Here is a 20,971-nt window from a genome sequence, read left to right as displayed (position 1 = left end):
GTACGACCTCGTCACCGACCACACCGAGGACCTCGCCCACCGATCGTCTGGAGTACGGCAAGCCGTACGCCGACGCCTGGTGAAGCGGCCGGCCTACGCCGCTTCATTTCTGAGTGGTTCGCCGAGGAAGCCAACGGGTCCCCGGGGACATGACGGCAGCCCCGGAGGCGTCGCGGCGGATCGCCGTCCTCAAGGAGCCCGTCGGTGTCTGCGCGGCCATCACCCCGTGGAACTTGTCGGCCGCGATGATCACCGCAAGCCAGGACCCGCGCTGGCTGCCTGATCGACGCCGGACTGGAACCACCGAGTATGCCGTTCCGCAAGATCTTCGTCAGGAGCAGACCTGCTTGAGGTGGGCGGACGGCACGGTGGGGTCAGCGCGTGAGCGGTGTCTGTCGGAGTTGGCCGACAAGTTGTGGGGTGAGGAGCGCGCCGGCGCGGTCGGCGAGGACGGCCATCTCGTAGCCGATGAGGCCGATGTCGCAGCCCTCCTCGGCGAGGACGCCGAGGCAGGAGCCGTCCCGCATGTGGTTGACCATCATGAAGCCGTCGAGCATTTCGATCATGACGAGTTTCATGCCGCGGAAGCCGTGCGCCTGCGCGGCGTTCTGGGCGAGGGAGGTGATGCCGGAGACGACGGCGGCCAGGTGGTCGGCGAGATCACGGGTGAGGCCCTCGGAGGCGGCGATGAGCAGGCCGTCGGAGGAGACGGCGACCGCGTGGGTGACGCCGTCGGCGGTGCGGGCGAAGTCGGAGACGAGCCAGCCGAGGTTGTGGTGTGCGGAGGTCACGGGTGGTGTGTTCCTATCTGGCCTCGGCGCGCGCGACGCCCGCCCGGAAGCCGTTGAGCATGGAGGAGACGTACTTCCGCCGGTCCGGCGGTGCGGCGGCGTCGTCTTGGGCGAGGAGCCGGGCGGGAAGGGTGACAAGAGCGGACACTCCTCCGCCCGGGGTGTCGGAGAGCAGGACGTCGACGCCGAGTCGGCGGGCGAGGCGGCCGACAACGTAGTGGCCGAGGTAGCGGGTGGACGCGACGAGGAAGGCTTCCTCTCCGGCGATGCGGGCGTTGGCGCGAGCCAGGTCCTGGGGGGACATGCCGAGGCCGTGGTCGACGACGGCGATGTTGAACTCGTCGCGGTCCCCCCAGCCGTGGACCTCCACGGGCTGGTCCGGTGGGGAGAAGGTGAGGGCGTTCTCGAGGAGTTCGGCGAGCAGGTGGGAGAGTTCGGCGACGGCGCGGCCGCTGATCCGGCAGGGCTCGATCTGAGCTATGGAGACCCGCCGATACTGTTCGACCTCTCCGATGGCGGACTGCACCAGTTCGAGACTGCCGGCGGTCGTGGTCCGGATCTGGGGGGTGCGTTCGTCGACCAGCACCAGCAGGCTTTCCGCGTTCCGGCGCATGCGGGTGGCGAGATGGTCGAGTTCGAAGAGTTCCGCGAGCGCCTCGGGGTCGAGCTCCTGCTGTTCCAGGGCGGTGATGAGGGCCAGCTGGCGGCGGACGAGTCCCTGGTTGCGGCGGCCGAGATTGGCGAGGGACTCTGCGGTGTTGCGGCGCAGCACGGCCTGCTCGGTGGCCAGCCCGAGCGCGGTGTGCTCGACGTTGTGCAGCGCCTCGACGACCCGGGTGATCTCCTGTGCACCGCTGGGTGGCCGCTGGTCGTCGTCGGGCGGGACGAGTTCGCCGGACTGGATGCGCGCCACGGTCTCGGGGAGACGGCGCCGGGCGACGTCGTCGGCCTCGCGGGCGAGCGCGTCGAGCGGCCGGGTGATGGAGCGGCCGGCCAGGACCGCGGCGGCGATGAGGGCGGCGAGTACCAGCGCGCCGAGGGCGAGGTAGCCGGCCAAGGAAGCGGTGGCGTCGTCGCTGAGGGTAAGGGCACGGGTCTGTGCGTCGGAGTCGACCCGGTGCTGTGCCTGGTGGACGGTGCCGTCGACACGGAGCATGTCGTCGGCGAACCCCCTCCCGTCGACACGGATCCGTGAGCCGTCGGAAGCCTTCAGGGCCGCGTTCTCGACGGTGTCGAGGCGCCGGGTCACGGGCGAGGAGAACATCTTCATGACGGCGTCGCGCTGGGTGGGCGTGGCGAGCTTGAAGAAGCGATTCATGGCGGAGATGCGGGTCGCGCGTCTGTCCACGAAGTCCAGGAAGTTCGTCCCCCGGAAGGACCCCGCGGCCAGGACGCCGCTGAGCAGGCCACCTTCCTGGCTGCCGGCTTCCTTGGCCTCGGCGAGGGCCTGCAGGGCAGCCAGGTCGTCGCGCAGCCGCCGGTCGCCGCGCGTGGCCTTGTCGGCGGTGGGGTCCGCGGCGTTGAGGGCGCCGATCACGTCGGTGTAGTAGGTGTGGGTCTTCGTCCGGTCGGCCGAGCCGGAGTCCACGCTGTCGCGGATCGCGGTCAGCTGTTCCAGGCGGCTCATCGCCTTGGCCGCTACCGGCTCCTCCCGCAACTCATGCCGGAAGGCGTCGACCTGGTCGCGGCTGCGGTCGAGCCGGTTGCGGAAGCTCTCGTCGCCGGCGAGCAGGCCGTTGGTGAAGACCCGTTCCGTCTGCAGGTTGTGCACCAGGTCCTGGATGCGCAGCGTCACGTCGATCTGCGCCCTGGTGTCGCGGGCGTCCCGGTAGTCCTGGAGGCGGTCGGCGACAGCCAGTCCGACCACCACCAGCAGCAGGCATGCGGGCACGGCGAGGATGACCGCCATGCGCCCGCGGATGGTGCGCCAGCTCAATGCGTCACCCACGGTCTGCGCCCAGGTGCACCGGGCGATGGACAGCATCTGTGAACCTCTCCTCATCAGTCGATCCAGGCATGGTGGATCTGGGCATGCGGAAACTCGGGTGCGGTGCCAGGGGGGGCCAAGACTTGCCGCCGTGGCCGTACCGGGCGGCGGCGCATGAGTGTGCCGAAGGACCACGCCCGAGGTTCCAGGCGTGTCGACTGCGACGATCATGGGTCAAATCGCCCCCGTCGCCTAGCCCTCTGACCATCGACGTAGCGGATCAGGCATATCCACCCGGCCAATACCGCGCCGCCGCACGGCTCGTCGTCGAGCGGAGTCGGGTTCGAGGGCCGCGTGGCTCTCGGCCCGGAATCGTCTCGATCGGAGTGGCGGCGGGCGGGGTACGGGGGGCGGCGGGAGCCAAGCACAGTGCGGACTTCGGCAACTCCGGGTGGGGGGCTCGCCACCAAGATTGCCTCCCGGTCTTCTACGCGGGGTACTCGCCGCCAGATCGCTGAGGACAGCGTTGACCGCAGGACCAATAAAGATCGGCTGTATCGAAGTCCGCACTGTGCGAGCACGTAGAGCCCGAGCCCGGAGGGCTCGACCCTATGAGGGCCGAGGGCAACGAGGCACCCTCTGACCGACGAAGGGCAGGAGCTGATGCAGTGCCTCTTTCCGGCGTTCAACGAGGAGGATGCCTTGGTCACCGGGCAGCTCAGCGACGCGGACTGCCGAACCGTCGCCGATGGACTGCGCCGGGTGGTGCTGCACGTGGAGGAGAACGGCGAGCAGCGCCGCCAGGATCTGTTGGCGGTGCCGTCCCCGCGCCACGCCGCGGCGGCCGCCGTAAGGCCTGAGCCGCGACAGTCCCGGACGAGGACACCGGAATCGCTACAGCTCGAGTGACCCGTCTGCCAGGGCACCAGTCAGTAGGGGGCGAGGTATGCCCATCGTCGCAGACCTCGACGATGAGGCCACGTTCCCGAACGAGGCGTAGGCACACCGGAGCGCCGCGGTAGCGGATGGCGTTGACCAGCTCGCTGACGACGAGCTCGACGACGAACGACACGTCTTCGTCGACTCCCCACGCGGCCAGCTGGTCGCAGGCCGGCGAACGCGCTCGTGCCACTTCTCCGGGGTCGGGAGGCCACCTCCCACGTCGCCACCAGTCCCTGTCCAAGGCCACCGGCAGCTACCCGGTCGCCCCCGCCCCGAGGGCGACCGGGATGAGAGACAAGGACACGGACACCGGGCGGCCATCACCACGGCGGACGGGCCGAGGGCCGAGTGACCATGCCGTACCACCGCCACCAGCGGCTGAGACGCCTGCTCCCGTCTCGACATCGGCCAGAACGCGTCAGCCGGCCGGCCGAGGACCTCTTCTGACGCGAGACCGAACAGTTCCTCGGCTTCCCGGCTCCACCCGGTGAACCGCAGGTGCTGGTCCAGCACCGCGGTTGCGCCGTCGGAGGTCTGCATGCCCGAGGAAGGCGTTCCGTGCGGTGGGACCTTCCTGTCATGCCCTTTGGAGATGCTCGGCATCGCCGTTCCTGAGGTTGGCGCAGGAGGGCTTCGGCTCATTCAATGTACGCCGGTGGGCCTCAGTGGCGCTTGCGCACGATGGGCCGCGAGGAGTCTGCGCAAGGCGTCGACACCCTCCTCGGTGTGGTCCGGCGCGCCGGACGTGACCTGGTGGAAGACCAGGCCGTCCAGGGTCGCGAAGACGATCTCCGTCATCTCTTGTGACACGTCGAAGCAGGCCAGTGCCTCGCGGACGGCGTCGCGGTAGGCGTCGTAGAGCAGGTCGACGTGGTGGCGCAGTTCTGGCCGTCGGCGGGATTCGAGCTTGAGCTCGTACTGGAAGGCCTGGACGTCGGGGTCGGCCGCGATGAAGTCGGCCAGGGTCGCGGCGAAGTCCTCCAGCCTTCCGCTGGCGGGCACCAGCGACGACGTCTCGATGCTGCGGGTGACACACCACCGCAGTGCCTCTTCGAGCAGGGCGTCACGCGAACCGAAGTGGTGGGCGACCAGCCCGTGCGTGACACCGGCTTCGGCGGCCACGGCACGGTAGGTCAGCTTGCGCAGACCGCCCCGGGCCACCACTCTGACGGCCGCCGCCAGGAGCGCCTCCCGCCCTTCGCCGTAACCGGGCCGGGCCTCCTGGCCGGCCTCCGTCTCTGCCACGGCAGCCACTCGCCCTCCCTCTGCATACACGCCCCCAAAGGTCAATCTATCCTATTGACAAGTTATCCAGATGGATAGATTCTCGCTGCAGCGCAAGTCACCTCTCTCCGCTGGAGTTCCCCATGGCCGTCCCCGAAGGACTGAGCACCACCCCGTTCACTCCCCGCTACGCGGACCGGGTCGAGGAGTGGATCGACATCTACGGCAACGCCGTACCGCTGGCCATCGGTGATCCGGCCGAGGAATACGAGGCGATCCGCTCCGCCGTCGGCGCCTCCGAGTACTCGATGCTCTACAAGTGGCACGTCGAGGGCGAGGACGCGGTCCCCGCGGCCGACGCCGTCTTCTCCCGCAGCGTCAAGGGGCTGGGCGCCGGACGCATCGCCTACGGGGTCGTGGTCGACAGCGACGGGATGATGCTGGACGACGTGACCGTGGCGGTCCTCGCGCCCGATCACGTCGTCGTCACCGGCGGCAACCCGGCCACTCAGCAGTCGCTGGCCGCGCACGCCCCCGCCGGGACCACGGTCACCGAGCGCCGCGACGAGTCCGCCGTCCTGACCCTGCAGGGCCCGCGCAGCCGCGACGTCCTGCGGCGCCTCACCCACGTCGACGTGTCCAACGAGGCCTTCCCCTACTACACCTTCCTGCGCGACGCCCTCATCGCCGGCATTCCCGCACAGGTCAGCCGGCTCGGGTTCACCGCCGAACTCGGCTACGAGATCCAGGTCCCGCGGGAACGCGCGCTGGAGCTGTGGGACGCGGTCTTCGAAGCGGGTGCCGACCTCGGGATCAAGGCCTTCGGCGCCATCGCCCTGCTGACCTGCCGCACCGAGGCCGGGATGATCATGGGTGGGCTGGAGTACGACCACACGGTCACCCCGTTCGAGTGCCGGATGGGCTGGGCGCTCGACTTCGACAAGGGCCCCTTCCAAGGCCGGGACGCACTGCTGGCGAAGAGGGACAGCGTCACCGGACGGGTCGTCAGCGTCGTCGTGGACGCAGCGCCGGAGGCCGCTGAGGGGGCCCGGCTGGAGCTGGACGGCCGGGACATCGGCTACGTGACGATGGCGGTGCCCTCGCCCGTCCTCGACGGCGCCACCCTCGGCCTGGCCCGGGTGCACCGCGACGCCGTGAAGTCCGGGACCGCGCTGACCGCCGTCGCCGCCGACGGCTCCAAGGCCGACGCCACGGTCCGGCCCACACCCGTGTACGACCCCGAGCGCGCCCGTGTGCGGGCCTGACCCGACGGAGATCCTGACGTGCAACGCTACATTCTCACGCTCCGCTGCCCCGACCAGCCGGGCATCGTCCACGCACTCGCCGCCGGCGTCGTCGAGGCCAAGGGCAACATCCTGGAGAGCGCCCAGTTCTCCGATCCCGGCACCGGCATCTTCACCATCCGTGTGAGCCTGGAGACACCCGAGGCCGACACCGAGAGGCTGCGGGACGAACTCGCCCTGCGCCTCGCCCGCTTCGACCCGGTGCTGACCGTCCGGCCCGAGGGACAGCGCCGCCGGGTGCTGCTGATGGTCTCCAAGTTCGACCACTGCCTGGTCGACCTGCTCTACCGCTGGGACCTCGGCGAACTGCCCGTGGACATCCCGCTGATCGTCTCCAACCACCCCGACCTGGAACCGGTCGCGAAGCGGTACGGCATCCCCTTCGTCCACCTCCCCGTCACCCGCGACACCAAGCCCGAGGCGGAGGCGGAGCTGCTGCGGCTGGTGGCCGACCACCAGGTCGACTTCGTGGTGCTCGCCCGCTACATGCAGGTCCTCTCCGACGACCTGTGCCGCAAGCTGTCCGGGAGAGTCATCAACATCCACCACTCGTTCCTGCCGGGCTTCAAGGGCGCCAAGCCCTACCACCAGGCCCACGAGCGGGGCGTCAAACTCATCGGCGCCACCGCCCACTTCGTCACCGCCGACCTCGACGAGGGCCCGATCATCGAGCAGGACGTCGTCCGCGTCGGACACCGCCATACCGCGCCCGAGCTGGTCGCGATCGGCCGGGACGTCGAGCGGATCGTGCTGGCCCGGGCGGTCCGGCTGCACGCGGAGGACCGCGTCGTCCTCACCGGCTCCCGCACCGTCGTCTTCAACTGAGGACCGCACCGGGAGGCTCGTACGACATGACCACCGCGACGCTGCTCGACGGGAAGGCCGCGGCAGCCGACACCAAACGTGAACTCGCCGAGCGAGTGAAGCTGCTCAAGAGCCGGGGCATCGCCCCCGGGCTGGGCACCGTCCTGGTCGGCGACGACCCCGCCAGCCACTCCTACGTCGGCGGCAAGCACCGCGACTGCGCCCAGGTCGGCATCGCGTCGATCCGGGTGGAACTGCCCGCCACGGCGACCCAGGCCGATGTCGAGGCCGCCGTCCTCAGACTCAACGCCGACCCGGCCTGCACCGGTTTCATCGTCCAACTGCCGCTGCCGGCCCACATCGACACCCACACCGTGCTGGAGCTCATCGACCCGGCCAAGGACGCCGACGGGCTCCACCCCGCCAACCTGGGCCGACTCGTGCTGGGCATGCCGGGGCCGCTGCCCTGCACCCCGCGCGGCATCATCGACCTGCTGCGGCGCAACCACGTGCCCATCACGGGGCAGCAGTTCTGCGTCATCGGCTGCGGGATCACCGTGGGCCGCCCGCTCGGCCTGATGCTGACCCGCAGCACCGAGCACGCCACCGTGACCCTGTGCCACGAGGCCACCCAGGACACCGCCGCCCACGCCCGCGTCGCCGACGTCGTCGTGGCCGCGGCCGGCGTGGCCCACCTGGTCAGGCCCGACTGGATCAAGCCCGGCGCCACTGTCCTGTCCGTGGGCATCACCCGGACCGTCGAGGGCATCCTCGGAGACGTCCACCCCGATGTCGACCAGGTCGCCGGCTCCTTCGCGCCGCCGGTCGGCGGCGTGGGACCGATGACCCGAGCCATGCTGCTGACCAACATCGTCGAAGCCGCGGAGCGCGCCTGACATCTCGGGGCCGGTGCCGCACACGCGGTACCGGCCCCGAGGTGTTGCATCGCACGGTGTCCTCCGTGGCGAGGGTCCATTGCTCGGGTTCGCGGCCGGCCTGGTCGGCATCGAGCTCTCCCGCCGCAACGCTGTCCTGTGCGGACGACGAGAGCTGCTGGGACAAGTGCAGGAAGACGTGCTCACCCGACGGTTGCCGGAGGCGCAGCCCGTACACCGCCTCGCCGCGTACGGGCTGGAGGTGGCCGACAGCCACCGCGTTGTCCATCCACAACCACCGCCCCCGCAACCTGCCGGCGGTGTTGTTGCTGACCGGGGTGGAAGCCCGGGTGCCGCTGTACGAACTGAGTAGTGAGGTGCTCGGTTCCGAGGTGGCCCGACTCGTCGAACTCGGTGCCCGGGTCCGCGTGCCGAGCACCGACACCTCCTTGAGTGCCTTCGCTGTACTCACCGACCCGCAGGGCATCGCCTTCGGACTCCGGACGCGAGCGTCGGACATCCTGCTGCGGACGGTGTCCTACGCGGCAGAGCAGCAGATGCCTGTCCCATAGGCGCGTCCTCCGTGCGTTTGATCCGAAGGACCCGGCGCCCCCATCGCCCTCTGACGGCGGCTTCAGCGGGCGAATTGTTCCACCGGGTCCCCCTCGTAGTTCCACGGCCACGGCGTCACCAGCCCGCCGACCGCGGAGAAGACCGGATGGGCCTCGCCGCTGCGGCCCGCCCGGATCAGGGCGTAGGCGAGGATTCCCAGGTCCGCGACGGCGGCCGCGTGACGCAGGTATCCAGGTTGCAGCCAGTGGGCCATGCCGTGGCCCAGCAGCCGTGCGGTGTGCGGCTGCGACCAGTACCGGCTGACCCCCAGCGCCTGGATGCCCCCGCTGCTCCTCTCGCGGTGGTACTGCCGCACAGCCGCGGTCAGGGGCAGGCATGCCGTCGGCGCGTCCCACGGCATGACCGCTATGGCGTCGTCGAGGAAGTCCCGCAGCGCTGCCAGGCTGCCCTGCTCCTCCGGGGAGAGGTAGCCCAGGATCTGCAGATGCGCCTCCCGGTGCCACGGATCGCGCGCGCGTATCTCCTGCCAGACGGGGGAAAGTTCAGAGCTCGGCCGGCCCAGGATCCGCAGCGCCGCCAGCGCACCCACCCACGGGGTCGGATCAGCGGGGCGGGCGTCGGCGGCGACGCGGCAGAGCGCCAGGGCCCCTCGCGGGTCGGCCGCCAGTTCGGACCACGCGGCCAGCGCCAGGGCGTCCGGGTCGCGGGGCCGGCGCTCGCGCCAGCCGCGGGCCAGCGCGGGCGCGGCCTGCGCGAGGACGCCGACACGGTGGCAGCGGCGGTCCCAGTCGTCGCCGGTGTTCCGCAGGAGCCGCTCCACCTGGGCGATGGCGAGGTCCTGCGGCCCGGGGTCGCGGGCGGCGGCGATGCCTCTCAGCACCCGGCCCAGCGGAACGTCGTCGAGTTCGGGGGTGAGGCGGGGTGCCTGTCGCTTGGGGCCGAAGAGAGCCATGTCCTTTTCAGTGTCTGTCGTGGGCGGCCTGGACCAGTGCGTCGAACAGGGCCTGCTGCGCCGGATCCTGGTCCGCGGTGTCCTCGGGGTGCCGTTGCACCGCCGTGAACCACGCCGGGTGTCCGGGCAGTTCGAGTCCCTCCACCGTGCCGTCGGCGGCTCCGATCCCGATGGTCTCGACCAGCGCCACGCCGGAGGATTCATGGCACATGTTCGAGCAGTCCGGCAGGTTGTTCGTATCCAGCGCACGGGCGAACAGCCGGTAGACGAACGCCGCCTCGTTGCTGGTGCGCCCGGAGGTGGAGAAGGACGCCTCGTCCGGCGATTCCAGCCCGGCAAGCTCCTCCGTCACGATGTCGTAGGCCCGCTCCCAGCTCACCGGCGTGTAGTGCCGGGCCCGGGTGCGAGGTACATGGGATGGGTGAGCCTGCTCTCCTGGCCCAGCCAGTAGTCGCTGCGCTCCAGCAGCTCCGCCACGCTGTGCTCGGCGAAGAAGGCCGGGGTGACCCGGCGCAGCGTGGCCTCCTCGGCAACCGCCTTGGCGCCGTTCTCGCAGAACTCGGCGGCGTGGCGGTGGTCGCCCTCCGGCCAGGCGCAGCCGGGGCAGTCGAAACCGGTCTTCTGGTTGACGCTCAGCAGGGTCGGCAGGGTCCGCTTGGCGCCCGTCTGGCGGCCGCCGTGTCGCAGCGACTGGACGACGGCCGGGATGCCGGCCGCGTACTCCTTGGGCGGACCGACGGTCAGACCGCTGTCGCCCGGGTTGCTCTCCGGTGGCCCGGACGCCATCGGTGACATGCCGCGTTCCCGTCTCTACGCGTGCACCGTGATGGCCTGCAGCGGACAGACCTCGGCGGCCTCGTACAGTTCCTCGGCGCTCTCCTCGGCCACGTCGGCCACGTAGACGTCGGTCGCCTGCGACCGCAGGGTGAGACGCCCCTCGTCGTCCAGCGCGAACAGGTCGGGGGCCGCGTACACGCACTGGCCGTGGTCCTGGCACTTCTTGAGATCGACTTCGACCTTCATGACGGCTCCTGTCTCTCGAAAGGGTCGGGGATCAGCGGAAACGGACGGGGAGATGCGTGATGGTGCGCAGGAACTCGGTGTGCGCGTGGGCGGGCTCTCCCGCCAACTCGACACCGGAGAACCGGTCGACGATGGAGCTGAAGACGATGTCGGCCTCGGCGCGGGCCAGGACCTGACCCGCGCAGCCGTGCATGCCGGAGCCGAAGGCAAGGTGCTGGCTGGCGGCGAGGGGGCGGGTGTGGTCGAAGGTGTCGGGGTCGGCGAAGACCTCGGGGTCGCGGTTGGCGGAGGCGATGAGCAGGGCCAGCGCCTCTCCGGCCGGCACGGTGGTGTCGCCGATGACGGTGTCCTGGGTGGTCAGGCGCACCACCATCGACTCGGGCGTGTCGATGCGCAGGATCTCGTTGATGATGCCGGGCCGTGCCTCGGGCTCGTCGCGGTAGGCGGCGAACAGCTCGGGCTGCCGCGTCATCAGCCAGAGGCCGTGGTTGATCAGGTGCTTGACGTCGAGGTGGCCCACGGCGAAGAACAGGAAGATCGTGTAGACGACCTCTTCCTCGGTCATCCTGCCCTCGTCCTGTGCGGCGATGAACGCGTCGATCAGTCCCTCGCCGGGGTGGGCCCGCTTGTCGGCCACCAGTCGGCGGATGTGCCCGGCGAACCACTCCAGGGCTTCGGCGGTGCCCTTGGCCTCCTCGTCGTTGCCGCCGGGGCCGAGGCTCAGCCCGATCTCGTAGGTCTTGCGCTGGATGGTGTCCATCTCGGTCGGCTCGATGCCGAAGATGTGGCAGGTCGTCTCGAAGGTGCACTTCAGGGACAGCCCGTCGGCCGCGTCCAGAGTGCCGTCGCCCTTCTCGACCCCGTCGAGCACGGCCTCCACGGAGGCGCGCATCACCTTGGACCACTCCTCGACGGCCTTGGGGGTGAACCAGCGGTTGGTGATCCGCCGCAGCCTCGTGTGGTCGGGGGCGTCCTTGCCGAGCATGGTGTGGTGGATCGGGGCGGCCGGTCCGAAGTCGAGCTGCTGCACGCTCAGGGTGGGGTTGCGGATCAGCCGGGCGACATCCTCGTAGCGGGAGACGACGTACAGGCCGAGCGGATGCCGGTAGACCGGGTGCTCCTGCCGCAGCCGCGCGTAGTACGGGTACGGGTCCGCACGGAAGCCGGGGTCACGGAAGGGCAGCAGGTCCTCGGTGGCGGACGCGGGTTCGGCGGTGGTGACGGTCATGGCGAGGCACTCCTCGTATCGGGCGCGAGGCGGAGGGAGCTGGGGAGTGGAAGAAGGAGGGGCGACCCAAGGACCCCGTACCGCCGAGAATTATCCAGCCGGATAATTTCGTCAATACTTCGCGGGCACGTAATCAACTCTTTACGCCGCCGGAAACGGACGAGCCCCCGTCGCTAGGCGACGGAGGCTCGTCCTGACCTGCTGTTATGCGGGGATTGGCAGGGGGCGACTACTCTGCGTCTCCCCGCTGCCGGGTCAGCAACGACCGCAGTTCCTTCAGCGCGGCCTCGGTGACGTCCGGCTCGTTGAGCACCAGCTGGTGCAGCACGAGACCCTCCAGGGCGGCGAAGACGAGCCGGGTCAGGGCCGGGCTCGTGCCCTCCGGCAGGCTGCGGGACAGCTCCCTCTCCGTGGCCTGGAAGTACTCGTCGTACAGCGCGCGGATCTGCGGCAGCAGCTCGGGCCTGCGTCGGGATTCGAGCATGAGCTCGTACTGGAACGTCTGCAGGGCCGGCTCGCGGGCGACCATGTCCGCCAGTCCCGCGGCGAAGTCCGCGATGTCGCCCGTGCCGGGCTCCAGGGAACTCGTACTCGCGCTGGTGCGCACCGCGTGTTCGAGGGCTGCCTCGATCAGCGCGTCCCGCGAACCGAAGTGGTGCACCACGAGACCGTGCGTAACACCCGCCTCCTCCGCGACGGCACGATAGGTGAGCTTGCGCAGCCCGCCCCGGGCCACCACGCGCACGGCCGCGCTGAGCAGGGCCTCACGACCGGTCCCGTAGTCCACCCGCTTGCGGGGCCTGGCCGGGGGCTTCTCGGAGGAATCGCTCATGAGCGCGACCCTACCCGTACGCCGGGACTGGCAGACCGTCGCAGGAGCGTCAGCGCTTGGACGGGCGGATGCCGCGGAACTCCCGGTCGCCGCCGGGCGCGGTGGACACGACCTCCTCGGACTCGGTGGGCTGGGCGCCGACATCGGTACGGACCGGGGTGGGGCCGGTGACGATGTGGTTGGTGAGCCGTCCGAGGCCCTCCACCTCGACCTCGACGACGTCACCGGGTCGGACGGGGCGAGAGTTGGCGGGGGTGCCGGACAGGAGTACGTCGCCCGGGTAGAGGGTGATGGTGCGGGCGATGTCGGCGACGAGGTGGTGCATGTCCCACTGCATCTCGTCGGTCGATCCGTCCTGCGCGACCTCGCCGTTGACGTAGGTGCGCAGGCTCTTGCCGTGGAAGTCCCAGTCGGTGACCAGTCCGGGACCGAGGGGGCAGAGGGTGTCGGAGCCCTTCACCCGGAGCATGGAGCCCGCGTCGGTGTCGCGGAAGTCGTGCAGGCCGTAGTCGTTGGCGACGGTGTAGCCCGCGATGTACTCGCCCGCTTCGGCGGGGGAGATGTTGCGCGCCGTCCGCCCGATGACGATGGCGACCTCGCCCTCGTAGTTGAGCCACTTGCAGCCCTCGGGACGGACGATCGCGCCCCGGTGGGAGTTGAGGGCTGAGGTCGGCTTGTGGAAGTACGTGGGCGTGTCCGGCAGCTTGGAGCACCGGTGCCCCGAAGGACTGCAGGCGGAAGTCGTGCTGGTCGCTCAAGAGGGTGGGCAGCGGCGCGAGCGGGGACAGGTCGTGGCCGGCGCCGGTCAGGTGGGCGACGAGGGTCTTCGCGGCGTGCTTGGCGGTGTCCGTGAGGATGCACCAGTGCTGCACACGGCGCGGTACGCCGTCGTAGCGGGCGTTGGGGAAGCGGGCGACGTCCCGACGGCCACCAACGTCGGGCCGTCCGCCGACGCGCAGGTGCTCGTCGGTGGGCACGCCGTCGCTCAGGTCGAGGCCGTTGCCGTCCAGCCACTCGGTGTTGGCGACCGAGCCGACCGACTCGACGACCACGTCGGCGGGCAGGACGGTGCTGTCGGCGAGGGCGACGCCGGTGACGTGGTCGTCGCCGGTGAAGCCGGTCACGCCCATGCCGAGGGCGAAGCGCACACCGCGCTCCTCGTGGCGCTTCAGCAGGGCCCTGGCGCGGAGTTCGCCGAGGGGGCCGACGATCGGCAGGGCAGCGGGTCGACGACGGTCACCTCGCGGGCGCCCAGAGCGACGGCGATGGCGGCGACCTCGCAGCCGATGAAGCCGCCTCCGACGACGACAACCCGGGTTCCGGGCCGGGTCAGGGCCTGCCGCACAGGGGTGGACTGACCCGGCGCAGTGATCCTCACAGGGATCCGGCGTCCCGGGCCGTCCAGACGCTCGCGTAGATCGGTCGGAAGCCGAGCTCCCGGCGGATCCGCTGGTTGGACATGATCCCGAACCACGGGTCGGGGTCCGTGAGCTCGTGGAGCCCAGCGGGCACCTCGACGCCGTTGAGCTGGTACAGCTCGACCGTCGTGACGGGGGCGTCATCGGCGATGTTGTAGATCCGGCCGGCGATGCCCGGCGCGTACAGCAGACGCATCAGGCCCTGGGCGACGTCCGCGTGGTGGGCCATCTGCAGGCGCTGGTGCGGCGCCCAACGGGCGGCCCAATGCAAGGAGTTGGCGAGGTGCGGATCGCCCTCGCCGTAGACGAAGGGGAGCCGTCCGATGCGTACGTCCAGGCTCTTGAGCGCGAGCAGTTCGCGCTCAGCCTCGGCCTTGGACTCGGGGTAGGCGCCCCACATCTCGCCGCCCGGCCGGCTCTCATCCTCCTCCGTCAGCGGGCGGCCCCGTCCGACGCCGTACACATTGTTCGTGCTGACCTGCACGAACCGCTCCACGCCGGAGGCCTGCGCGGCGCGGCCCAGGGCCACCGCGGCGTCCCGGTTGACGGCCCATGCCTCCTCGTCCGGCACCCCGCGGAAGGATGCGGCGACGTTCACGACGGCGTCCACGCCGGCGAGCGCCTTACCGAGTGTCTCCTCATCGCGCATGTCTCCTACGGCGACCTGGGCGCCCAGCTCCGCGAAGCGCTCGCCGCGGGCCGCGTCCCGCACCAGGACTCGAACCTGCTCGCCCGGCTGCCGCTGGACCAGCAGCCTCGGCACGAAGCGGCGTCCGACCTGTCCCGTCGCACCGGTCACCAAAGTCAGCATGACGTACTCCTCACGCACTGTGTCGCCTGTCGTCGGTGACCAGCCTCGGCCGACGCGGGGACGACCGGGAGAGACCTCTTCATCAGGGGATCGAAAGTCCCTGGATAAGCCGGCCGGCCTCCCGCACCCTGGAGAGGCGAACCGAGCCCACCTCGCCGACTTCCTGCGCCGCGCCCGCTCCCGCCTGGGCCCCTCCGACGTGGGCCTCACTGCCGGAGCCCGCCGCCGTACGCCGGGGCTGCGCCGCGAGGAGGTGGCCCAGCTGGCCGGCATGTCCGTGGACTACTACACGCGGCTGGAACAGTCCCGGGGCCCGCGCCCGTCCCGCCAGATGCTCACCGCCCTGGCCCGCGCCTTGCGCCTGACGGAGGACGAGCGCGACCACCTCTTCCACCTCACCGGTGAACAGCCGCCGCGCCGGGAGGCGACCAGCATGCACGTGCGCCCGGGCCTGCTCCAGGTGCTGGACCGGCTGCACGACACCCCGGCGACGGTGGTGACCGACTGCGGCGAGGTCCTGGCCCAGAACGCGCTGTCGCGGGCGCTGAGCGGAGACGTCCTCGCCCGCCCGCCCCGAGGACGCAACATGATCCGCCGCTTCTTCCTGGACCCGGCGCTCCAGGAGCTGTTCCCGCCCGAGGACCGCCCGGAGCGCGCCCGCGAGCAGGTCGCCGGCCTGCGAGCGGTGGCGTCGGCCCGCCCCACGGACCCCGAGCCTGCCTCCCTCGTCGCCGAACTACGCGCCGCGAGCGAGGAGTTCGCCCGCCTCTGGGACGAACACGAGGTCGCCGTACGCCGCGCCGCCACGAAACGCTTCCGGCATCCTGCGATCGGCATCCTCGAACTCGACTGCGAGGTCCTCGTCAACTCCGACCACAACCAGCAGCTCGTCATCCACACGGCCCGCCCGGGCACGGAGTCGTCCGAGCGCTTGCAGTTGCTGCGGGTGGTGGGCTTGCAGGACCTGACACCGACGAGCTCCTGACCGCGTGCGCGTCTTTCGAGTTCGATCCCTGCCCACCGCACATGCCCACGGTCCCGGACTCCCGCGCCACCTGGGGCCGGGAACAGCGGCACAACTTCTCCCACTGGCACAGGAGACAGACGACCACCCCTCCTACCGAGGGCTCAAGCCCCTGTCAGACACCCACGCCGAGCAGCTGGCCGAGGCGATCGACAGCACACCGCGGCACCGCCAGTGACAACAAGTCTGCCTATGTGACGACGATCGCGCTTCGGCTCAACGGGTAACTGGTACTCGACATAAAGGACTCGGAAATGAGTAGTCGAGATCCAGGCAATCGATGTCATTGATGGCCACAAGACGGAATCACCGGACGGTTCACCATCTCTGCCGGAGACGACCGTTGCTACCAGGCCGTCGCCGACCTCACGGCGGCCGCCGACACCCACCCCCGGCCGTCACCACAGTGACGGTGATCCACCGCGACGGCCACGCCCTGCTGCGCCAGGAGCGTCCCTCCGCGCCGGGCCGGGCCTCATGGGCGCTGGCCTCCGATCGCATCCGCCCTATACCGAGCAGGAAGCCGCTCACTTCATCCGGCTCCTCCACGGACTGAGCCAGGCCCTGCCCCAGCACCGCAGCGAGCTGGACAGCATCGCTGCCCTGCCCCGGCCGCTGACGCCCGCCCGCCTCCAGCAATCCCAGATCACCACCGCTCACCCCGACATACGGCTGCCTCCCCTGCCTCAGCCGGGCTACGGCTCAGTTTCCTCAGGTGGGCCGCGTAGAGCGCGGCGACCCGTTCCCGCTCCTCCGAGTCGGCCAACTCCACGCGCTGGAGGTCTTGGTAGGCAGCCACCCTCTCCGCCACCAATTGCGCGATCCGCTCATCATCAGGCGATGTCGCCCGACGCTCGGCAGCGATCAGCTCGGTGTACCAGTGCACTACCTCCTGCACGATGGCGGCCGCACGCTAGGCGCTCACGCTGCCCGGCACCATCGGCTCGGTCGTCAGACAGGTCACCGGCGTCTTCATCGGTGCACTACGCGAATGCCGCCAGACCGTAAGGGCCCTGGCGGGCTGCACCCGGCTGGCGGACTTGCTGGAGGCCGAACCCGACCTGGACGCCCTGTTCTGCGGCGCGGTGTTCTCCGGAGGCAGCGTGCTCTTCGTCGGCGCGGTGTTCTCCGACGGCGAGGTGTCCTTCGACGGCACGGTGGACTTCAGTAACACGACGGGCCAGGCTCGCCGCAGGCTTCTCGCTGCCGTCGGTACTCCTGCTCCTACGACGGTCACCCTTCGCTCCGATTGGCTGCCCCCCGACTCAACTGCGCCGGGTCCACGACCTGCGGCTGCCGTTCGGCAACAACCCCGCCGAGCAGACGATCAGTGTGGGAATACTGCGGAGCAGGGTCTCCGGGTGTCTGCGGACCCTGCAAGGCGCCCAGGACTTCGCAGCGATCCGCATCTACCTCGCCACCCCGGCCCGCCAGGACCAGCCCATGGTCGACGTCCTCGTGCAAGCCATGCGAGGCAGTCCCTGGATGCCCGCCACCCACTTGACCACGCCGGCCCCAACCGATCGGCGATCGAGCACGCCCTTCTAGGATGGCCCGGTGCCGCACTTCGAGATCGTGACAGCCGTCGCCGCACCTCCGGACCGGGTGTTCGAGGCATGCCTCGACGTGGAAGCACACACGCGATCGATGGCAGGTTCGTCGGAGCGGGCGGTCGGCGGCAGGACCCGAGGCGGACTCTCACTCGGCGACACGGTGACCTTCCAGGCCCGCCACTTCGGCCTGACCTGGCGACTCACCGCCCGCATTACGGCGTATGACCCGCCCCAGTGCTTCGTTGACGAGCAGGATGCCGGCCCCTTCAAGCGATGGCATCACAGTCATCACTTCGAGCCGGACGGCACTGGCGGCACCGTTATGAGGGACGTCGTCGACTTTGCCTCGCCGTTCGGATTCCTCGGACGTGTCGCCGACCGCACTGTCCTGAGCTGGTACATGCCCCGCCTCATCAGAACCCGCAACGCTTACCTCGCCAGCGCCTTGCGCTGAGCCCAGATTGACGATCACCACGCCCTCAGCGGCGGTACAGGGTCCCGGCAGCTGCCACAGAGCCGACCGAGCCAAGCCAACCAGCCACCTATCCAGTTACGTGTCGTCATGGTGGCTGGTGTCGGAGGCCGGTGCCGGTGAGACAGCCATCGAGGACGCCGGGGCGGTACTGGAGTGGCGTAGGCCGCGCCGGACGGCGGTGATCAGGCCGTCGGGGTCGGCGAAGGCGCGGTTGTCTGCACACATAGAGCGCTTTGCTGGGTTACCTGACAAGCCGGTTCAGGACCTGGCATGCACGCCCGACCCCGTCCTCGGCCGTCAGCGCACGGCCCAGTCGGCGGGCCGCGTCAGCATGGCCGCTGTCCCTCGTGACGGCTCGCACGCGGTCGGCGAGAGCGGGGACGGTGAGCTGCCTGGAAGGCAAGGGCTTCGGCCCCACTCCGAGGCTGTGGGACCGGTCGGCCCAGTAGGGCTGGTCGCCGAAGAACGGGCAGACCAGGGACGGCACTCCAGAACGCAGAGCCGAGGCGGTGGTGCCTGCACCGCCGTGATGAACCACCGCAGCCATACGGGGAAACAGCCAGCTGTGGGGCGTGTCCCCGACCACGAGCATGTCGTCGTCACTCGTGGTCGGGTCTCCGGCCAGGACCCCACGCAGTCCCGCGCGCCGCAGTGCGGCGCGTACGACACGGTCGGTGGCCTCGGGGTCGTTGGTTCTCATGCTGCCGAAGCCCACGTAAACGGGAGGGGGTCCGTCGTCCAGGAAGTCGAGCAGGCGCCGTGGCGGTTTCCACAGTGGCTGTTCGTGGTGCCAGAAGCCGGTGATGTGGACGTTGGGCCCCCAGTCGGTCGGCCGGGGTACGACGGTGGGGCTGAAGGCACACAGCACGGGGACATGGCGGACTCGGCGGAAAGGGCCGAGCGGGGAGAGGGCGGGAAGACCGAGGCTCTCCATGCGCCAGGCGTTGATGAACGGGCGGGAGACCAGCCACGATCCCAGGTTGACCGCCTCGAAACTGAGACGGTTTCCGAGGGATCCGAGGAAGCGTGCGGCCGGCGTGAACGGGTGAGGGAACACGCCCGTGGGCTGGCTGGGTTGGAAATGGACAATCGCGTGCGGGACGCGCAGATACTGGCTGAGGTGGACGCCCAGAAAGCCGAAGGTGGGCGCAAGGACGAGATCGGCTCCCTGCGCACCGGCCTGGGTCTCGGCGAGCAAGCGGGAGAACAGGGGACGTACGATCCGGTTGATGCTGCGGATGAAGGCCGCCGGACTGCGTCTGCCGGCCAGCAGCTCCTGGCCTTCGGGTGACTCGATGATCTCGGTGGGGTCCGCCGGGAGCGAGTGGAACTGCAGTCCCGCCGCCGTGATCAGTTGCTGGTAACGGGCGCTGGCGAGCAGGCGGACGGCATCGCCCTGGCGGATGAGTGCCCTGCCCAGCGCCAGACACGGCTGGACATCGCCGCGCGACCCCGCGGCGAAGATCACTACTGTGCGGGCCATGCCCCCCTCGATCCATCCAGTTCCTTCATCACCGTGGGCCAGATGCGGTGCAGTTCCCGCTCCCAGTAGGGCCAGGAATGCGTCCCGGGTTCGTAGAGGTTCGTCGTGACGTCGACGCCCACCGAGCGGAGCGATTCGGCGAATTTGCTCACCGATGCCGGGAGTGCGGCTTCGGCGAGCGCGCCAACGAGGGTCACACCGAACGGATTGCCGTCGTCCAGGGGGCCGGGCGTTCCGTTTCCCGTGGACAGGTGGACCTTCGTTCCTCGGAAGGCGCGTGGCATGGCCGACGGGTTGTGGGCCTGCCAGATGTCGTCATGTTCCTTCGGGTCGCCCCAGATGTCATGAAGATTCGTTCCGTCCCCGAGGGAGCCGAGGTCGAGGAGGAAACGCACCAAGGGGTCGTTGAGGTCGACGTACGAGCTCATGGAGGCCGCGTACTGGAACATTCCCTGGTGACGCGCCGCATAGTTGAGCGCGCCGAACCCTCCCATGGAGAGGCCGATGACGGCCCGGGAGGAGTTGGCCCGGAATCTGCGCTCCATGAGCCGGACCAGTTCTCTGGTGTGGAACGTCTCCCAGCGGGGCCTGCCGACGTACCAGTCGGAGTAGTACCCGTATCTCCCGCCGTCGGGCATCACGACGAGTGCGCCGGAGTTCTCGGCAAGTGCCTCGACGTCCGTCTCGCGCGTCCAGGAGGTGTAGTCGTCCTCCCCGCCGTGCAGCATGTACACCACGGGGAAGGTGCGTCTCCTCTCGCTGTGCCACTCCTTGGGGAGGATGACACGGACCGGCACGGTGCTTCGCATGGCCCGTGACAGGACGGTCAGATCGAGCGTGCGCTCGTCGAGGGTCTTGACGCCTGTGATCCAGGCGCCGGTGTCGGCCGACCACGATCGGTGGTCCGGGCCGTCGGTGGCCGCGGCTGTCGCGGTGTGGCACAGCGGTGTGAGGAGCAAAAGGCAGGCAAGGAGTGACAGGCCGGTGAGTCGTGCCCGGCCGGTGAACAGTGCGGGGGCGGATGGCATGGGCTGCGGAACTCCTTGGGGCGGGTGAAGCCTGGAACGATGGAACACAGGCGGAAGCGGAGAGGAGCCCCCCGGTCCGACCGCTGACACGATGCACGGCCCAGCCCGTGCTGAGCGGCTACGGCTCCCGGGGGTCTTGGCCACGGGGGGGCCATAGTCGTCACGAGACCCTGCAGCGGACATGGCAGGGGTTGCCGTCCTGGGCGCCAACGGGTCGTCAGAACCAGCGTGGATATATACATGCAGACCATGGCGAGACAGGTCATTAAAGACCAGTAGACACACCGATTTGATATGAATGTGATCATCCGATCGCACGTCACCTGAGGGAGGGGCATCTGGCGCGTCGGGGGCGACCGCGACCATGGCGATGACGTGTCCCCCGCGGTCAGGTCAGGCAACCGGACCACCACTCCGTGGTCGGCCGCCCATGCCGTCGCAGGATCCCGTCCGATGGAGGGGATGAATCGGGCTCGGAGCCCGAAGGCCGACGGCACCGCCTGAAAGGTCAGCCGGCCGGCGGGGCGCGCGTCCGGTCACGTCCGCACCGGCCGCCGGGCGGCCATGCCCTTACACCCTTCGAGCAACGGCACGCATGCCGCTGCACCTCAATTGACCTGCGCCTTTCGTCCAGGGGGAGCCAGGCGGGGGGCTGTGCGGTTGCGACGCGACGATGCAGGCAGCTTGCTAGGTACAAGTGGCGG

18 protein-coding genes and 4 pseudogenes are annotated in these 20,971 nt (G+C 69.9%); 8 read left to right on the top strand and 14 right to left on the bottom strand.

What is annotated here, in order from left to right:
* Window positions 1-149: 149 nt before the first annotated feature.
* Window positions 150-206, top strand: a pseudogene (locus ACZ4Z3_RS16685) (hypothetical protein); the annotation flags it as partial.
* Between the two features lie 168 nt (window positions 207-374).
* On the opposite strand, the gene ACZ4Z3_RS16680 reads toward ACZ4Z3_RS16685, so the two are convergent.
* Window positions 375-791: a roadblock/LC7 domain-containing protein gene (locus tag ACZ4Z3_RS16680; protein ID WP_468501673.1), complete on the bottom strand. Its 417-nt coding sequence runs from the start codon at window positions 789-791 to the stop codon at window positions 375-377.
* 13 nt (window positions 792-804) lie between these two features.
* Window positions 805-2,775, bottom strand: a complete 1,971-nt coding sequence (locus tag ACZ4Z3_RS16675; protein WP_468501672.1) for a sensor histidine kinase — start codon at window positions 2,773-2,775, stop codon at window positions 805-807.
* Between the two features lie 606 nt (window positions 2,776-3,381).
* Between ACZ4Z3_RS16675 and ACZ4Z3_RS16670 the strand changes: the two genes are divergently transcribed.
* On the top strand, window positions 3,382-3,627 hold the full coding sequence (locus ACZ4Z3_RS16670; RefSeq protein WP_468501671.1) for a hypothetical protein: 246 nt from the start codon (window positions 3,382-3,384) through the stop codon (window positions 3,625-3,627).
* On the opposite strand, the gene ACZ4Z3_RS16665 is transcribed toward ACZ4Z3_RS16670, so the two are convergent.
* On the bottom strand, window positions 3,613-4,200 hold the full coding sequence (locus ACZ4Z3_RS16665; protein ID WP_468501930.1) for a PAS domain-containing protein: 588 nt from the start codon (window positions 4,198-4,200) through the stop codon (window positions 3,613-3,615). The genes ACZ4Z3_RS16670 and ACZ4Z3_RS16665 overlap by 15 nt on opposite strands.
* Window positions 4,201-4,302: 102 nt before the next feature.
* On the bottom strand, window positions 4,303-4,914 hold the full coding sequence (locus tag ACZ4Z3_RS16660) for a TetR/AcrR family transcriptional regulator (RefSeq protein WP_468501670.1): 612 nt from the start codon (window positions 4,912-4,914) through the stop codon (window positions 4,303-4,305).
* Window positions 4,915-5,027: 113 nt separating this feature from the next.
* Between ACZ4Z3_RS16660 and ACZ4Z3_RS16655 the strand changes: the two genes are divergently transcribed.
* The 4 genes from ACZ4Z3_RS16655 to ACZ4Z3_RS16640 all read left to right on the top strand — a co-directional run bounded on the left by ACZ4Z3_RS16655 (window position 5,028) and on the right by ACZ4Z3_RS16640 (window position 8,439).
* Window positions 5,028-6,149 (top strand): aminomethyl transferase family protein, encoded by a 1,122-nt coding sequence (locus ACZ4Z3_RS16655; RefSeq protein ID WP_468501669.1) that lies wholly within the window; start codon window positions 5,028-5,030, stop codon window positions 6,147-6,149.
* A gap of 18 nt (window positions 6,150-6,167) precedes the next feature.
* A complete protein-coding gene (purU, locus tag ACZ4Z3_RS16650; RefSeq protein WP_468501668.1) occupies window positions 6,168-7,013 on the top strand; it encodes a formyltetrahydrofolate deformylase in 846 nt (281 codons plus the stop codon).
* A gap of 26 nt (window positions 7,014-7,039) precedes the next feature.
* Window positions 7,040-7,888 (top strand): bifunctional methylenetetrahydrofolate dehydrogenase/methenyltetrahydrofolate cyclohydrolase, encoded by an 849-nt coding sequence (locus ACZ4Z3_RS16645; RefSeq protein ID WP_468501667.1) that lies wholly within the window; start codon window positions 7,040-7,042, stop codon window positions 7,886-7,888.
* A gap of 260 nt (window positions 7,889-8,148) precedes the next feature.
* Window positions 8,149-8,439, top strand: a complete 291-nt coding sequence (locus ACZ4Z3_RS16640; RefSeq protein ID WP_468501666.1) for a hypothetical protein — start codon at window positions 8,149-8,151, stop codon at window positions 8,437-8,439.
* Between the two features lie 62 nt (window positions 8,440-8,501).
* Here the strand turns inward: ACZ4Z3_RS16640 and ACZ4Z3_RS16635 are convergent, their stop codons facing one another.
* The 8 genes and pseudogenes from ACZ4Z3_RS16635 to ACZ4Z3_RS16600 all read right to left on the bottom strand — a co-directional run bounded on the left by ACZ4Z3_RS16635 (window position 8,502) and on the right by ACZ4Z3_RS16600 (window position 14,704).
* Entirely contained in the window at window positions 8,502-9,392 is an 891-nt protein-coding gene (locus tag ACZ4Z3_RS16635; RefSeq protein WP_468501665.1) for a hypothetical protein, read from the bottom strand.
* Between the two features lie 91 nt (window positions 9,393-9,483).
* Window positions 9,484-10,178: pseudogene (locus ACZ4Z3_RS16630) on the bottom strand (hypothetical protein); the annotation flags it as partial.
* A 24-nt stretch (window positions 10,179-10,202) separates the two neighbouring features.
* A complete protein-coding gene (locus tag ACZ4Z3_RS16625; RefSeq protein WP_468501664.1) occupies window positions 10,203-10,415 on the bottom strand; it encodes a ferredoxin in 213 nt (70 codons plus the stop codon).
* 31 nt (window positions 10,416-10,446) lie between these two features.
* Window positions 10,447-11,643 carry a cytochrome P450 gene (locus ACZ4Z3_RS16620; protein ID WP_468501663.1) on the bottom strand — a complete coding sequence of 399 codons (1,197 nt, stop codon included), beginning with the start codon at window positions 11,641-11,643 and terminating at the stop codon, window positions 10,447-10,449.
* 229 nt (window positions 11,644-11,872) lie between these two features.
* Window positions 11,873-12,475, bottom strand: coding sequence for a TetR/AcrR family transcriptional regulator (locus ACZ4Z3_RS16615; protein ID WP_468501662.1), 603 nt, complete (start codon window positions 12,473-12,475; stop codon window positions 11,873-11,875).
* Window positions 12,476-12,524: 49 nt separating this feature from the next.
* Window positions 12,525-13,178, bottom strand: a pseudogene (locus tag ACZ4Z3_RS16610) (fumarylacetoacetate hydrolase family protein); the annotation flags it as partial.
* Between the two features lie 4 nt (window positions 13,179-13,182).
* A pseudogene (locus ACZ4Z3_RS16605) lies at window positions 13,183-13,883 on the bottom strand (FAD-dependent oxidoreductase); the annotation flags it as partial.
* Window positions 13,850-14,704, bottom strand: a complete 855-nt coding sequence (locus ACZ4Z3_RS16600; protein WP_468501661.1) for an NAD-dependent epimerase/dehydratase family protein — start codon at window positions 14,702-14,704, stop codon at window positions 13,850-13,852. The gene ACZ4Z3_RS16600 and the pseudogene ACZ4Z3_RS16605, both read right to left, overlap by 34 nt.
* A gap of 100 nt (window positions 14,705-14,804) precedes the next feature.
* Between ACZ4Z3_RS16600 and ACZ4Z3_RS16595 the strand changes: the two genes are divergently transcribed.
* Together ACZ4Z3_RS16595 and ACZ4Z3_RS16590 are read left to right on the top strand one after the other, a co-directional pair.
* On the top strand, window positions 14,805-15,689 hold the full coding sequence (locus ACZ4Z3_RS16595) for a helix-turn-helix transcriptional regulator (protein ID WP_468501929.1): 885 nt from the start codon (window positions 14,805-14,807) through the stop codon (window positions 15,687-15,689).
* Between the two features lie 1,596 nt (window positions 15,690-17,285).
* Window positions 17,286-17,735, top strand: a complete 450-nt coding sequence (locus tag ACZ4Z3_RS16590) for an SRPBCC family protein (RefSeq protein ID WP_468501660.1) — start codon at window positions 17,286-17,288, stop codon at window positions 17,733-17,735.
* Between the two features lie 262 nt (window positions 17,736-17,997).
* Here ACZ4Z3_RS16590 and ACZ4Z3_RS16585 read toward each other — a convergent pair whose 3' ends face one another.
* The gene (locus ACZ4Z3_RS16585) at window positions 17,998-19,239 is read right to left on the bottom strand and encodes a glycosyltransferase (protein ID WP_468501659.1); all 1,242 of its coding nucleotides are present in this window, start codon (window positions 19,237-19,239) and stop codon (window positions 17,998-18,000) included.
* Window positions 19,224-20,267 (bottom strand): alpha/beta hydrolase, encoded by a 1,044-nt coding sequence (locus ACZ4Z3_RS16580; protein WP_468501658.1) that lies wholly within the window; start codon window positions 20,265-20,267, stop codon window positions 19,224-19,226. Before ACZ4Z3_RS16580 ends, ACZ4Z3_RS16585 begins: the two co-directional genes overlap by 16 nt.
* Between the last annotated feature and the right edge of the window lie 704 nt (window positions 20,268-20,971).

The organism is Streptomyces sp. NPDC030296, assembly GCF_055572815.1.
Note: the sequence above shows the minus strand (reverse complement) of the source record. Positions and strands in the feature narration are given on the sequence as shown.

Bases quoted from the DNA above. Each gene is read 5' to 3' on its own strand.
- ACZ4Z3_RS16665 (WP_468501930.1), bottom strand. From the start codon at position 4,200: ATGCAGACCTCCGACGGCGCAACCGCGGTGCTGGACCAGCACCTGCGG.
- ACZ4Z3_RS16600 (WP_468501661.1), bottom strand. From the start codon at position 14,704: ATGCTGACTTTGGTGACCGGTGCGACGGGACAGGTCGGACGCCGCTTC.
- ACZ4Z3_RS16675 (WP_468501672.1), bottom strand. From the start codon at position 2,775: ATGCTGTCCATCGCCCGGTGCACCTGGGCGCAGACCGTGGGTGACGCA.
- ACZ4Z3_RS16620 (WP_468501663.1), bottom strand. From the start codon at position 11,643: ATGACCGTCACCACCGCCGAACCCGCGTCCGCCACCGAGGACCTGCTG.
- ACZ4Z3_RS16580 (WP_468501658.1), bottom strand. From the start codon at position 20,267: ATGCCATCCGCCCCCGCACTGTTCACCGGCCGGGCACGACTCACCGGC.
- ACZ4Z3_RS16635 (WP_468501665.1), bottom strand. From the start codon at position 9,392: ATGGCTCTCTTCGGCCCCAAGCGACAGGCACCCCGCCTCACCCCCGAA.
- ACZ4Z3_RS16655 (WP_468501669.1), top strand. From the start codon at position 5,028: ATGGCCGTCCCCGAAGGACTGAGCACCACCCCGTTCACTCCCCGCTAC.
- ACZ4Z3_RS16585 (WP_468501659.1), bottom strand. From the start codon at position 19,239: ATGGCCCGCACAGTAGTGATCTTCGCCGCGGGGTCGCGCGGCGATGTC.
- ACZ4Z3_RS16645 (WP_468501667.1), top strand. From the start codon at position 7,040: ATGACCACCGCGACGCTGCTCGACGGGAAGGCCGCGGCAGCCGACACC.
- ACZ4Z3_RS16625 (WP_468501664.1), bottom strand. From the start codon at position 10,415: ATGAAGGTCGAAGTCGATCTCAAGAAGTGCCAGGACCACGGCCAGTGC.
- ACZ4Z3_RS16615 (WP_468501662.1), bottom strand. From the start codon at position 12,475: ATGAGCGATTCCTCCGAGAAGCCCCCGGCCAGGCCCCGCAAGCGGGTG.
- ACZ4Z3_RS16670 (WP_468501671.1), top strand. From the start codon at position 3,382: ATGCAGTGCCTCTTTCCGGCGTTCAACGAGGAGGATGCCTTGGTCACC.